The organism is Lentzea sp. NPDC092896 (assembly GCF_044754905.1).
In the GTDB taxonomy this organism is placed as follows: Bacteria; Actinomycetota; Actinomycetes; order Mycobacteriales; family Pseudonocardiaceae; genus Lentzea.
This window is the reverse complement of record NZ_JBIVPX010000005.1, coordinates 374002-387954: the sequence shown is the minus strand read 5'-3', so window position 1 is coordinate 387954 and position 13953 is coordinate 374002. Positions and strand designations below refer to the sequence as shown.

Here is a 13953-nt window from a genome sequence, read left to right as displayed (position 1 = left end):
GATGGCGGTTCGGCTCACGCACCGCTTTCCGGGTGTTACGCAGCCGAGTCCCGACGGTGACCCGTACGAATCGCGAGTAGACCGTACAAAGAATCGCTATCGGCGAACGTGACCGTGACACGTCCGGTCTCCTGGTCGACGCTGACCGTGTTCGACTGACGTCCTCTCATGGCTCCCCTTTATGTCAAGGCGTAGCTGAGTCGAGGTTTATGCTGGGGTGTGGTGGGTCCGGGTTGTGGCTTGTCCGAAGAGCCGATGTCCGGGGTCAGGTCGGTCACGCTGGATTGCAGAGTCGTCCCCGAATGCCCTCTCGGGCCTGCCGCATCGCTGGCCTTCTGGTCGCGCAGCATCCGTTGGTAGACCACATTGGACAGTCGGCGTTTGAGTGCGCGCATGGCCTCCATGGAGGTCTTGTCGGCGGCCTTGCGGGCGTTGAAGTAGGCGCGGCCTTCGGTGGGGTTGCGCAGCTGGACGGCGGCCATGATGTGCAGGGTCCGGTTGATGCGCCGGTTGCCCGCGCGGGAGAGCCGGTGGCGCAGTTGCTGACCCGACGAGGCGTCCAGCGGCGCGGTGCCGTTCCAGGAAGCGAACCGGTCACGGGTAGCGAATCGGGTGACGTCTCCGACGTCGGCGAGCAGCCGGGCGGCCCCAGACGGGCCGATGCCGTGCAACTCCAGCAGCGTTGATCCGCGGGAGACGACGAGCGCAGTGAGGTCCTTGTCGATCGATTTGATCTTCTTGTCGATGCCCTCGAGCTCACCGATCAGCTCGACCACGAGCCTGCGGCGGGTCTTGCCCACGATGTCGCGTGGCCGGATGGTGGCGATCGCCGCGCGGGCCTGCAGCGCGGAGAGGAAGCGTTTCGCCCCGCCGGGCAGCAGTTCGAGCAGCAACCGGTGCAGCCGGTTGATCGTCTGGGTCTTCGCGCGGCCGAGTTCGTCGCGGCGATCGACCAGCATCCCCAGAACCTGCAGGTCGGGATCGATCGCGATGGTCACCAGGTTGGGTGTGCGCAACGCGACGAGCGCGACCGAGTGTGCCTCGACCGGGTCGGTCTTGCGGCCGTTGCCGACCGCGAACACCCGCACCTGTGCGGACAGCTTCGCCGGTACGTCGACGACAGTCTCCCCGTCGTGCACAAGTCGGTGCGCAAGGTGTTTGCCGATGCCGTTGCAGCCCTCAACAGCCCAGACTCGCTCGGGAAATGCACGGCCCGCGCACAGCATCCGGCCATAACCGTCGTTGTCGGTGCCGTAGGTGCCCGTGGCCAGCACTCGAGCCTGCCGGTCGATCACCTCGATCGTCGCTGACCGCTTGTGCGGATCCATCCCGATGATCACTCTCACGATGCCTCCCTGGCCGCGGATCAAGAGCTGACAGCAAGGAGGGCACCGCTACTTCGAGCAGAACAAACCCCCTTTCGAGCCTCTCCTCACGCGGTGCCTGGTGAGACCGCAAGCCATGAGAGAGCCACACCAACGAACCGGCGGGCAGCCGCAAACGAGAGAGCGCCTCGCCAGGCACCTGGACCGAGTCTGGCCAGACACCGGTCGTGAACCAAGTCTCTAAGTAGCCGCCGAGCGTGCACGCCGGCCTCAGACGAGACAGAGTCGACGAGCCTTGGGAGCACGGAGTGGGAGCAGATTGGGAGCAGCTTCGTGCGTTGAACATGGCTGAACGGTCCTCAATGGACCTGAACGGACCCGCGCCGACCTGCAGGAGTCTCATTTCCGCAGGTCAGCGCGGTATCAGCGCCATAGTTCACACCGAAGAGGTCACTGGTTCGATCCCAGTATCGCCCACAGTGTGTTTACCTGATCAAACGGCCTGCCGATGGATTCCATCGGCAGGCCGTTTGCGTTGCGTAGGGCGGAACCGCCCTGCCAACCTCAGGTCTGCGGACTGCGAATCCACAGGTCAGCGACTTGTCACCCATCCAGCCTGTGATCTATTCGCCACTACCGAAGAGGTCACTAGGTTCGCTCTCGGGCATCATCCTTGCACCCGAAGCCTCTGACCTGCGCAGATCGAAGGCCTCTCGGTGCTCCTCGCTCCCTACTCTCGGAGCCTCGGTAGCAAAGTGGTAGCAGAATCGCCTCGTTGCACGTCACATCAGCCCCGTCGACGCGGGCATCCGAAGCAGACCAATCACTGCCTTGGCGGCGTCGATTTCAAAGCCGTGAACGTGTACGGAGTAGGCCAACACGACCTGAGTCGAGCGCGTTCCTGAGGCCTGCACTGGGCTACTTGCCGTCACGATCACGGATGAGAAGCCTGACCCGTGCAAGGCTGCCGGCGTCCTCTAGGTCCATCAGGAGATTCCGGACGGCCTGTGTCACTCAGGCATGTGTGGTGTGCGCGATGGTGCCGAGAATGCACACGCGCCTACCGGCGTGATGGACAGCGGCGAGGATGTTCTGGCGTGCGCCGGTCAGCGTGACGGTCTCGACGAAATCCATCGCCAGAACTACCTCCGCCTGAGAGCACAGAAACTCGGCCCACGTCACAGTCGCTCGGTGTGGCGCCGAGTCGACGCCAGCCGCTTTGAGGATCTCCCACACGGTCGACGGAGCGATCGTGACGCCGAGGAGGGCGAGTTCTCTGCGGATGCGCCGATAGCCTCACGAGGAGTTCTCGGCCGCCAGACGCAGGACAAGGCGACGAACCGATGCCACGGTGCGCGGACGTCCAGGCCTTCGACGCCGGCTCGCCTGGGTGTGGCGACGCTTCGCCAGGTCACGATGCCATCGCAACATCGTGTCCGGGCTGACCAGCAGTCGGAGTCGGCGCAGAGTTGCGCGGGCCAGCAGCGTCAGGAGCGCGGGGAGGAACGCCTGTCCTCAGGTCGGAGTTGTGGGCATCGATCACCGAGCTGGCGTTGCAAGACGGTGAGTTGGTCGCGAAGAGTGAGAATCTCGACGTCCTTCTCGCGGTCAGTCAGTGGCAGTAGCCGCAGCGCGGCGAAGGCGTGGGTGAAGGCAAGGTAAGCGGACCAGCACGGGACGCGATCATGCCCGACGACCGCCAGCCATGCCGCCAGAACGATGGAACGTTGACCGCAGCTCAGCCGCCGACTGCAGAGTTCTGGCACCCCACACACGCTCGTTACCTCAGCTAGGAGCCGCATGGCCCACAGAGGGCCTTCTGCGGCCATCTCGGTCAGCTGGGTCAAAGCCTCATCCGCACGGCCAGCACGGGTCTGAGCGTCGAAACGGTGGTGCAGGTAGGCGGGGGTCACTGAGCAGAGCCGGGTCGTTCCACAGCTGCAAGGCGTCTGGCAAGCGATCGGTCTTGGCCAGGAACGACGCCAGCGCGTCCCGGTAACGCGGTTCGCCAGTGCGGACGGCCGCTCGGAAGGTCTATCGCGGGCGTGCACGTCTGCGGAATACCGCGGCCAGCACCGAGATCGAGCCCGTGTTCACGCCGGAGAACACGAGCTGCGAGTGGTTGTTCCCGGCCGTCTGAGTCAGGGCTCAGGTGTTCCCGAAAGTCATGGAGAGTCGCAGTTCCGTTCCGAACGCGGATGCGTCTCGTGGCCTGTGCCTGGGAACAGGCGACTGCGCGTCGGCGAGCAGTGCTGTTGTCCTGTGCGACAACGGTGTGCCCGCCAACGCCTCTGCCGCGATCGCGCCGAGTTGCATCACATCTGTCAGCGGTCCTTCGGAGTCCTCTGCTTCTGTTCCGGCGAGGCCGATGTCGAGCAACCTCGGAAGCCGGCCGCCGTCCACGAACACGATGCTGTCCGGAGTGAGGGCTTGATGGCTGAAGCCGCGGTGATGCCACTCCTGCAACGTTCGGCACAGCGAATGCATCGCCTCGACGAACTGCGGCACGCGTGTCGCCGACAGCGGCGGAGGGAAGTACAAGTCGCGCAAGCTGGGTGCCGTCGTCCTGGCGACTACCAGCGTGATGTCGGTCGGCGTACAGGTGTGGTCGAGCAGCCGAGGAACGCCAGGAACTGCCGCTGTCGCGCTGAGCATGCGGCAAACGTCGAGCAGCACCGCGCGTCGCCGGGTCACGGCCGCGTTCGATCCGCTGGTGTGGAGCCAGTACGTAGTGACGGGGCCAGTGGCACGCATTCCGATGGACCGCTGGAACACCCAGGAACGACCCGGTCCGATCTGCTCCTCCGCCAGACTGAGCTCACCACTTTTCTGCGCTGGAGGCAGTGAAAGGACCTGCCCCATGTCGGGCAAGGGATACCGGGGCTGACCCGTGAGAACGCGGTAGAGCTCGTCCATGCCTTCGATCGTGAGTGACTCGACCACGTACCGACCCGCCGAGTAGGGCTGGAGGAAGACCGGGATCTCGTCGATCGACCGCCCTGGCAGCAGGACCGGCAGCACCTTGGGGACCCAGGTCGGCCGATCCATGGTGAGAAAGTCCCGCAGCAGGGCCGCTTCGAACTGGACTCCCCGACCGTCCGCTGCCGCGGCCGTGCCCTCCGCGCGTCGCTTGTACGCTGGTGATGCGATGACCAGCACGAAGTCGGCGTTCCGCAGTTGATCGATCATCCACACCGACCAGTCCCGCCGTTCGTGCGTGCTCCACTCGTCGAGGCGGACGTCGAGGCCGCCGCTCCTGCGGAGGAAATGCGCGAACCGGCGAACGTCCTGCCGGTGTTGATCGGAGTCGTGCGCATAGGACACGAAGACCCGAGGGCGCTTGTCCTCAACGGTCATTTGACACCTCGCGCCTCGTCCTGCGGGCTGATTCGAGCTCAGTACCGAAGAAGCCGGGGTGGTCGGAGACCAACTGTGAGTAGAGCGCGACCGCGGCGTCCGCCAAGGCGATCGCCGGTGACGTGGCGCCAGCGGCGGCGAGAGCCTCGGCACGAACGCGCAGCATTGAAGCGAGATACGGGTTGTGCAGAACCGGATCAGCCTCGGCCAGCCCCTTGAGCACGCGCAGTCCTGCGTCGGCGGCGAGCAACGCGAGGTCGTGCTTCTTCAAGGCGGACAACGCCTTCACCCGTTCCTCCTCTGCTGCCGCCGCGTCGGATGCGAACTCGTCAGATCCGGCGAACACCGCCAGCGCCTGGTCCGCAACGGTCAACGCCTTGCGGGCCTTCCCGATCTCGATCAGCGCCGCCGCCTGGGTGACCTGAGCGTGCGCCTGCATCGGCAGGTAGACCTCCGGGTCTTCCGCCGCAAGTTCGTTGAGGAACTTCAAGTGCTTCTTCACCACGCGGAGTGCCTCGTCCGCACGCTGGTTCTCCACCAGGCACACCGACAGGAGGTGCACTGAAGTGCCCAGGCCCGCACTGTGCTGTTCTGGCTCGTGCTTCGCGAGCGCGCGCCAGAGGAGGTACGCCTCTTCGCTCGCGGGCAGCATCGCCACCCGCTGATCGGCGTTCGACAACACGATCGCGTATTCGTTCAGAGCTGTGGCGAGGGTGACATCGACGTCCTCCTGTGGTCGCCGAGCTAGTAGAACGCACTCCTCCGCGACCGAGACCGCGCGAGCAAGGTCCCCGCTCTGGGCCAGCAGGTGTGCGAAGTCGGTCAGCAGCTTCACCAGCGAGGGTAAGGCGGACGGGTCGTGGCGCACGAGTCGGCGCTGCCACGACACGGCCTCGTCCAGGTCCGTCAGCGCTGTCACCACGTCGTCGGCCGCCTGCAACGCGTCTGCTCTCATCGCCAGGGCATCGACGAGTTGATCCAGGTGAGTCTCAGGCTCGATCTCGTTCAGTCTGCGGCACGTCGACACCGCTTCGTCCGCAGTCGCCAGCGCTTCATCTGCACGATCCAGCCCCAGCAAGCAGACGGTCATCACGTTCAAGGTCACGGCCAGTGACGGCCCGTGGGCACGAGGCAGGAAGTCCGCTGACTTCCGACGGATCTGCACGGCCTGCTCAGCCGAGGCCAGCGCCGCCTTGAACTCATCAATTACACACAACGCCAACGCCTCGTTGTACAAGGCCTCCGCGTACCGCGTCGGCTCAAGCTCCCGCGTTGTCTCGTACTGAAGTCGCCTGATGGACACAACCTCGCGGAAAACGCGCAACGCCTCTGCCTCCTCGCCCGCATCGAAGAGGGTTTCCGCGTAGGTCGTAAGTGCGCCGCACAACCACGTGGGGTCGGCATCCGGCGCTTCCTTGAGGATTCGCCTGTGCAGACGTGTGCTCTCCTCGGCGTGAACAGCCGCTTCCGTTGACCGTCCCGACGCCCGCAGCGTCGAGGCCAGGGTGCCGATCACTCTGGCCAGCTCGACGGAGTAGGCGTCCGGCAGTTCCACCGCGAGTTCCCGGTAGATGCCGACCGCCTCGTGTGCCGCTCGGACCGCCTCCTCGTGGTGCCCCGCTTCAGAGGAACTGAGCGCGACCTGGCCCAGAGCCAGGGCGACGTCGGGGCGATAGGCCTCCGGGTCGTTCCGCGCGAGTTGCCGGTAGTGCCGCAACGCAGCGACGGCGGCGTCCACCGCGGCGGGGTGGTCGCCCAGATCCCCCGCACGGATGGACAGGCCGTACAGGGCCATGGGCAGGTCGGCCGGGTCGAACCGCGCGCTCTTCTTGCTGAGGCGGACGAGTTCGTCGGCTGCTTCGCGTGCGCCGAGCAGATCGCCGGTCTCGGTCAGCGCGTTCACGTGGGTGTTGAGCGAGATGACTAGCCTGTGCAGATCGGCCGGATCTTCCACGGCTGTCTGACGGAGTGACACCGACTCCGTGGTGCGCAGGAGCGCCTCGCGGTGCCGCCCCCTGGCCTGAAGCCGGACAGCATGTTCGTTGAGCCGGCGTGCCAGATCCGCTTTCAGCTGACCGGACTTCCGGGATTCAAACGCGGCGCGGGCGGCTTGGGCGAGGCGATCGGCGAGGACTGCGGCCCATTCCTCCAGGGCTTGGCTTTGCAGAGGAGTCGCGTCGTACATGAGGGAGAGCAGTCCAGCGTCAGCATCAAGCGTCACCGTTTCCAGGGCACGGCGCAGCGGTGCCGGGTGCTCGACCGTGGTCGCCGCCTCCACCGCGACCGTCGCGAGTTGCCCGGAATGCCCGGTGATCAGGTCGTGGATCGCCGTCGCGGTTGAGCGGTGGATGTCCGCGCGGGCGAGGACGCGCAGCGCTCGCAACGCCTGTCTCCTCGCGACATGGGGAACCACGTCCGGCAGGAGATCCGGATCGTCCGAGATGACGACGCTGATGAGGTACTCACCGACCCTGTCAGGAACCAGCGGCCCCCAGTACGCGTTCCAGGCGGGGTACAGGGACGAGAGCCACCGTGCAGTGCCATCGCGAAGCTCCGGTGCGACGTTCATCCGGAGGAGGACCGCCTGGGCCTCGTCGCGATCGTCGGCCTGGCACAGTGCCGCCGCTCCGACCAGTCGTCGTCGCGCCGCGAGTCCCAGTCCGTCCAGACCGAACCGCGCGGCCGTGCGCTTCCAGAACTTCTGTTCGTGCCGAAGCAGGATCGCCTCGTCGTCCTCGTCCTTGGTCACGTCCACCGGGTCGACCGCCTGGAGCACCGTGATCAAGCCGGTGATCTGCAGGTTCAAGGCGCAGGCGAAGCGCTCGCCGGACACGTCCGGGAGGTTCAGGCCGGACAACGCGGTCTGAACCACGGCGGGATGGCCGACGACCTCGTGGATTCTCGCACTCAGGTCAGCGACCGCCGCGCGCAGCGCCGTCGATCTCGCGGCGGCCGTGGGCTCCAGTGGCGGCAGCGGTAGCACGGTTCCGACGGAGAACGACCGCAGCAGCGGGACCTCGCGCTGCAGCCGCGGCCACCACTCGTGCTGAGCACGGGCCAGCAACACCAGCCTGATCCGTGAGTTCGGTCTGCGAGCCAACGCTTTGCGCAGCACCGTCGCGAGTTCGACCAATTGGGAAAACCTGTCCTCGGCGTAGTCGACGACGAGCAGAAGTGGTGTGGTCACCTCATCCAGCATCGCCAGTTCTGAGCCGCCGACGCGATCGGCTAGAGATCCGGCGCTCCAGCCGCGTTCTCGGGCGAGCGCGATCAGATGGCGGGCCAGGCGCGTCTTGCCCTGACCGCCCTGCCCGGTGACGAGCCGCACCGAGAACCGGCTGGGTTCGTCGCGCCAGGACGTGAGTTCGGCGACCACGGCGTCCCGGCCGTGGAACTGCACGGCCTCCGCCTCCGGTGCCAGCAGGGAGACCGGCGAGTGCGCCTGGCGTGGTCCTTCGGTCGTCAGGATCGGCTGCAACTCCGCGGGAGCACAGGCGACAGGACCGACGTGGTCGAGAAACCCAGGGCGTTCCAACAGGGTCGTGACGGGGACGATCAGCAGGCGACGACCGCTGGTTCCGGCTTCGCGCACCACAATGCCGACCAGACACCCCTCCACCGTCGCTCCAGCCCCCGACGCTCCTTTCCAGCGCAGTTCCCCTTGAGGCGAAGGGGGAATCGGATGGTCGAGGGTGCCGCGCAGCAGACCGTCCGCGTCTGCACGGGCGTCGAGGCTGCCCGCGCCATGTGCCGTGTCGCGGAGCAGAACCGACTGGTCCGCGCGGCGGGCCGCCATGCCGGAGGGGAAACCGGACAGTTCGAACCTCACTTCACCGCGTTCGGTGGCGAGCAGGCCCCAGGCGATCGGTGGCAGGCCGGGCGGTTCGGTCCAGTCAGGTGTGTCGATGCGCAGCAACGCCGCATCGGCGTCGGCGTCGTGCCAGACGACGGTGCAGGACCAGTTTTTCGAACCGGCGGCGTGGCGGGCAATGATCGGCCCAGTCTGGTCGCGCAGCACGTGGCCCGCGGTCAGCACAAGTCCGCAGGCTAGAAGGTGGCCGGTTCCAGTACCGTAGCCAGAACTCCGTTTCACGTAGATCTCGACCACTCGGGCGTCCGGGCGTCGTCCGCTCTGGTTCTGTTCACCGTCGATGGGACGAGTATGCCTGTCGTGCGCCGTCTCGACCCGAACGACACTCGGCCGAACGTCGCCCGCGTGGTGGAGGTCTACCGGTCCGCCGACGACGAGCGGGGCTCGCTGGGATCTGGCACAGGACACCTCGTGGGCAACGACCTGATCTTGACGGCGGCTCACGTCGTCCGCGGCTGCCAATCGATGCATGTCCGGCTCGCCTCCGGCAGCGTGTTGCTGCGCTGCGAGGTCGTCTGGCAGCGCTACGACGGCCCCAACCGGGGCGTCGACGCTGCGCTGCTCCGGGTGATCGATCCGCTGCCCGCGCCACTGCGACCGACTCCGGTGCGATGGGGCAGGATGGTTTCCGGCGTCGCGTGCGAGGTCGAGGCGACCGGGTTCCCGGCGGGCATGCAGGTCTGGGATGACGGACGGCTGAAGTACCGCGACACCGCGCATTGCCGGGGTGAGATCATGCCGGGCAGCCGGATGAAGTCAGGTCGACACGACCTGCAACTGCACCGGCCGATCCCTCGTGAGGGCGTGAACCTACCGTCAGCGAAGCGGAGGCGGTCGTCGAGATGGTGCGGCATGTCAGGCGCGGCCGTGTGTGCCGGAGACCTCGTCGTGGGGATCGTGGTTGAGGACTGGGACCAGTCAGGGGGAAGCCTGGTCGTGGTGCCGTCCGGGGCGCTCCTCGCGGACACGGAGTTTCGACGCCACATCGGTGTCGCGCACGTCTTCCCGGTCGGGTTGGACGAGGTGCTGGAACGACCTGGCTCGCCGGCGCGCACACCGATCGGCCTGTTGCGTGCCGATGCCGCGACGGTGCGTTTCCACGGCCGAGACGACGTGGTGGCGGACGTTCTCGACTGGTGCGACGACTCGGACCCCTTCACCGTGCGACTGGTGACAGGTCGTGCGGGTGAGGGAAAGAGCAGACTGGCACACGAACTCGTCGGCCGACTGAAGGACGTCGGGTGGTGCGCGGGATTTCTCGACCCGACATGCCCGGACGAGCGCCTTTCCTCGCTCAGCGACGTGACCGAGCCCCTTTTTCTCGTCGTGGACTACGCCGAGGGCCGTTCGGAACAGGTGAAGAACCTGATCCGGTTGCTGGACAGTGGAAGCAGGTACGCGAACGCCAGCCCAGTCGTCCGGCTCCTGTTGCTCGCACGGGCCACGGGTACCTGGTGGGAAGGTCTTCGGACGAGCATCCGGCTCCTGCGGCACCTGCCGCAGCATCGCATCACCGTCCTGCGAGAGCTCGAACCCGGTGACGCCCGGTGTCTTGACGCCTACAAGGACGCGGTCGTCGACCTGCTGGCGGCGCTGGCGCGGATCGAGCGGTATCGGGAGGCCGTCGCGGGCATCGATCCCGCCGCTGTCGCACCGCCCTGCAGGCCGTTGCCCTCAGGCAGGGCACTCGCCGTCCAGATGGCCGCGCTCGTCGGCCTGCTGCAGCACCTCTCCCCGGTTGAGGCAGGTCAGGACGAGCCGGACGAGAAGATCATGCTTTACCACGAGGCCCGGTTCTGGGACGAGACTGCTCCGGTGCACGGTCTGCGGCACCTGCACCGCAAGACACTCCAGCAGCTCGTCGCTGCGGCGACGCTCTGCCCGGTGATCACCTCCGCGGAGGCGATCGACCTGCTCGGGCGGCTCAGCGTCCTGAACGGGGAAACGGAGAACACCAAGATCGGGGTGGCCAGCTGGCTGCACGAGCTGTACACCTCGGATGGCAGGTACTGGGACGCGTTGGTTCCGGATGCGATCGGTGAGTACCTCGTGGGCCAGGTGGGTGTGGAGTTCCCACGGCTGCTCGCCGACATCGGTGACCACGTGGACGAGAGTGGCGCCGAGCTGATGCTCGTCGTGCTGTGCCGCGCGGCGGTGCTGTTCCCCTCGTTGTCGGACTCGGTGATCCGGCAGGTCCTGTCCCGGCCGAGGCCGCTGGCGTTCGCGGCGATCACGGCGGCGATCCGCGGTGACCATCCGGTGCTGGTCGAGGCGCTGGGCCGGTTGGTCGCCATGAAAACAGTCGATCCGGGCCTGCTCGGTGACCTCGTGGCCGCCATCCCCAGGAACACCGTTGCACTCGCGCAGTGGGCGGTTCAGCTGGCTACCCGGCTGGTCGACCTGCACACCCCGGAGCCGGAGGACGGGCGTGGCGTCGCCGAGCTGGCCGAAGCGTGCAGGCAGCTCGCGTTCCGGCTTGCCGAGGTGGGACGCCAGGACGAGGCGCTCGGTCACGCGGCGGAAGCGGTGCGGCTGCACCGAGGCGTGACCGGGCGCCCCGGCGCCGCCCGGGACGGCCTGGTAGAAGCGTTGCTGGCGTACTCGGGCCGGCTGGTGGAGACCGGCAGGACGGTCGAAGCCGTTGATGCCGTTGGCGAAGCTGTGCGGCTGCGTCGTGCGATGAACAGCTCTAGTCCATCCGGCCGTGCCTGCTTAGCTGCCGCGCTTCATCAACAGGCCCTGTGTCTGCACGAAGCTGGCCGGTATGCCGAAGCCGTTGTGGCTGGCGGCGAGGCGGTGCGGATCCGCTCGTCTCTCATGGCGACGTCGAGGCACTTCGCGGCCGATCTGGCGAGTTCGAACCTGAACTACGCGGGCTACCTGCACGACGTGGGCAGGGGCCTTGACGGACTGCGCTATGCCCGTGAGGCGGTTACCGCTTACCGGGAACTCGCTGAGCGCTCACACGACACCTATGAGGTGCGCCTCGGTCTTGCACTCCAGAGTCTGACGCGGCTGCTTGCCCCGGTGGACCCGGTCGAGGCGATGGCCAGTGCAGAGGAAGCGGTCGCCGTGCATCGCCACTCCGTCAGGTCCGGCAGCGCCGGACCTCTGGTGGAGGCGCTGTCGATCGCCGTGGCCAACTACGGTCGCCGTTTAGCGGCCTGCGGGTTCACCCAGGAGGCGATCGAGGCGATGGAGGAAGCCGAGGAGCTGTGCGTCCGGCTTGCCGGCAGCCGTTCGAAGGCGGTGACAGACCGGCTGGCCGCGGTCCGGCGAGACCTCGTGGTGCTGCGCCGAGTGGCAGACTTGCCGTCATCGTGACCATCTGACGACCGAGGCGGATCATGGGCAGCGGGAATAAGGACACCGACAAGAAGGACGCTGCGGAAGGCGCCCTGTCGTCGGACGAGTGGACGAAGAGCGGCGAGGTGGACGACGAAATCGACGAACTGCCGGCGGAGTAGCCGACCATGCGGGGTGATCCTCGTGCGGTCCGGGTGCGCTGGACGTTCTCCGGAGACCAGCCGTCGCGGGTAGGGCGTGGCCATCTGCTGGACGGCGACCTGATTCTGACCGCGACGGGCGTCACCGACCGTGACCTCGCTGCTGTTCGCGTGCAACTCGCCGGATCGGCTCAGGAGTACAGGTGCGAGGTTGTCTGGCCTGCCCCTGAGACAGGCCTCCCGGCACCGGTGAGAGCCGGCGCCGTGGTTCTGCGGGTGACCGAACCCGGCTGGAATCGTCCGCCGGGGCTGCCTCCGTTGCGGTGGGGCCAGCTGGCGAGCAACCGGCCTGGGTGTTCCGTTGAAGTCGCAGGGGGACTGAACGGCGTGGTCAACGTCGGTGCGGCCGCGAAGAGACAGCGCTATCACGTGACCGTGGAACGGACGTACCGTTCGCGGATCGGTGACAGCTCCATCGGTGCGGCCGTGCTCTGCAACGACCTGATCCTGGGCGTCGTCGTGCTGGTTGAAACGGATCGTGAGTGGGCGTGGCTGAACGCGGCTCCGGTCCCGGTGCTGCTCGCTCAACCGGGGTTCCGCGAGCTCGTCGGCCCAGTGGTGGCAGAAGCCGCGGAACTGCAGCCTGTACTGGAACATCCGGAGTTGTCCGGTGCACGACCGCCTCCCGCGACCGATCGTGTTGAGGTCGTGAGTGGACTGCAAGAATGGTGTGGCAGCGACAGCTGGTTCTCCGTGCGGCTGCTTGTGGCGAGCAATACGTCAGAACGAACCGAGTTCGTGAACGAACTCCTCGTGGCGTTGCGAAACCTGGGCTGGAGCGGTGGCTCCCTGCGCGAGTCCACCGCGAGACCCGATCTGGACGTGGCCGGACACCTGACCGTTCCGACCCTTCTCGTGGTGGACAACTCGGAGCACCGGTCCGGGCAGCTGCTGGATCTGGTGGAAGCCGTGGAAAAGCGGTCACGGCCCGCGGGCGGAGCGGTTGCCGCCGCGAAGGTGAGGATCCTGCTGCTGGCAGCGGACGACGGTGACTGGTGGGAGGACCTTCGCTCAGAGCACTGGCTGCTGAGGGACCTCGGTCCTGGTGTGGTCATGTCCCTGCCGGCCCGTCCGCGATGACGAAGCTCAGGGCGACCGGGTTGAGGCCGTCGGAACTGTCAGCCGCGTACGTCCTCTTCAGCAAACCAACGCTCAATTGCTTCTTCGGCACGTTGACGCTCCCTGCGGGCCACCTGCTGCGCCTCGGCTGCCTTCTCCTCGGCACCTGAGCTCCTGTGAGCGCCGCGGCGAAGGATCGCGGCATCGACAGCGGAGTCAGCGACCAGGCACTGTGCGTGCCGAAAATTACGTCCGCACAGGTCAAGCGGCATGCTGATACTCATGAAGGACTCCACCGAGACGGTCCCGTCGAAGTACCGCGAGGCGTTCGATCCAGTCAGGCGCAAGGGGTTGAAATCGGGGTCGCAAGGGTGCTGCGGCGGCGAGGGATCGGTGGGGGCGATGCAGTTTGTAGTGCCGCTCATACGCTTGCAGCGCGTGCCGGAGATGGGCCTCGTTCCAGATCAGCGTGCGGTCCAGGAGCTCGCCGCGTAGCGTCTTGACCCAGCGTTCCATGATCGCGTTCATACGGGGTACCCGGACGCCGGTCAGGATCGTCGCGATCCCAGCACCGCCGAGGATCTCGTCGATCAGTGCGGGGTACTTGCTGTCACGATCACGGATGAGAACCCTGACTCGCGCGAGGCTGTCGGCGTCCTCTAGGTCCATCAGGAGATTTCGGACGGCCTGTCACCCAGGCATGTGTGGGGTGCGCGGTTGTGCCGAGAATGCGCACGCGCCTACCTGCATGGTGAACAACGGCGAGGATGTGCTGACGTGCCCCGGTCAGCGTGACGGTCTCGATGAAATCCATCGCCAGGACCACCTCGGCCTG

7 protein-coding genes are annotated in these 13953 nt (G+C 66.7%); 2 read left to right on the top strand and 5 right to left on the bottom strand.

The window, feature by feature from the left end:
- Window positions 1-179 precede the first annotated feature (179 nt).
- The 3 genes from ACIQF0_RS26300 to ACIQF0_RS26290 all read right to left on the bottom strand — a co-directional run bounded on the left by ACIQF0_RS26300 (window position 180) and on the right by ACIQF0_RS26290 (window position 8718).
- Window positions 180-1328 (bottom strand): IS110 family transposase, encoded by a 1149-nt coding sequence (locus ACIQF0_RS26300; RefSeq protein ID WP_401033902.1) that lies wholly within the window; start codon window positions 1326-1328, stop codon window positions 180-182.
- A gap of 2145 nt (window positions 1329-3473) precedes the next feature.
- Window positions 3474-4682, bottom strand: a complete 1209-nt coding sequence (locus ACIQF0_RS26295) for an SEFIR domain-containing protein (protein ID WP_401033369.1) — start codon at window positions 4680-4682, stop codon at window positions 3474-3476.
- Window positions 4672-8718, bottom strand: coding sequence for a hypothetical protein (locus ACIQF0_RS26290; protein ID WP_401033367.1), 4047 nt, complete (start codon window positions 8716-8718; stop codon window positions 4672-4674). The genes ACIQF0_RS26295 and ACIQF0_RS26290 overlap by 11 nt, the downstream gene beginning before the upstream one ends.
- Before the next feature lie 135 nt (window positions 8719-8853).
- Here ACIQF0_RS26290 and ACIQF0_RS26285 point away from each other — a divergent pair, with 135 nt between their 5' ends.
- Together ACIQF0_RS26285 and ACIQF0_RS26280 are read left to right on the top strand one after the other, a co-directional pair.
- Window positions 8854-11877, top strand: coding sequence for a trypsin-like peptidase domain-containing protein (locus tag ACIQF0_RS26285; RefSeq protein ID WP_401033365.1), 3024 nt, complete (start codon window positions 8854-8856; stop codon window positions 11875-11877).
- Window positions 11878-12026: 149 nt separating this feature from the next.
- Window positions 12027-13139, top strand: coding sequence for a hypothetical protein (locus tag ACIQF0_RS26280; protein ID WP_401033363.1), 1113 nt, complete (start codon window positions 12027-12029; stop codon window positions 13137-13139).
- 38 nt (window positions 13140-13177) lie between these two features.
- Here ACIQF0_RS26280 and ACIQF0_RS26275 read toward each other — a convergent pair whose 3' ends face one another.
- Window positions 13178-13402, bottom strand: coding sequence for a hypothetical protein (locus tag ACIQF0_RS26275; RefSeq protein ID WP_401033361.1), 225 nt, complete (start codon window positions 13400-13402; stop codon window positions 13178-13180).
- Window positions 13380-13787: an integrase core domain-containing protein gene (locus ACIQF0_RS26270; RefSeq protein ID WP_401033359.1), complete on the bottom strand. Its 408-nt coding sequence runs from the start codon at window positions 13785-13787 to the stop codon at window positions 13380-13382. Before ACIQF0_RS26270 ends, ACIQF0_RS26275 begins: the two co-directional genes overlap by 23 nt.
- Window positions 13788-13953: the final 166 nt, after the last annotated feature.

Coding starts and splice junctions, on each gene's coding strand:
- ACIQF0_RS26300 (WP_401033902.1), bottom strand. CDS start 1,328: ATGGATCCGCACAAGCGGTCAGCGACGATCGAGGTGATCGACCGGCAG.
- ACIQF0_RS26295 (WP_401033369.1), bottom strand. CDS start 4,682: ATGACCGTTGAGGACAAGCGCCCTCGGGTCTTCGTGTCCTATGCGCAC.
- ACIQF0_RS26280 (WP_401033363.1), top strand. CDS start 12,027: ATGCGGGGTGATCCTCGTGCGGTCCGGGTGCGCTGGACGTTCTCCGGA.
- ACIQF0_RS26275 (WP_401033361.1), bottom strand. CDS start 13,402: ATGAGTATCAGCATGCCGCTTGACCTGTGCGGACGTAATTTTCGGCAC.
- ACIQF0_RS26270 (WP_401033359.1), bottom strand. CDS start 13,787: ATGGACCTAGAGGACGCCGACAGCCTCGCGCGAGTCAGGGTTCTCATC.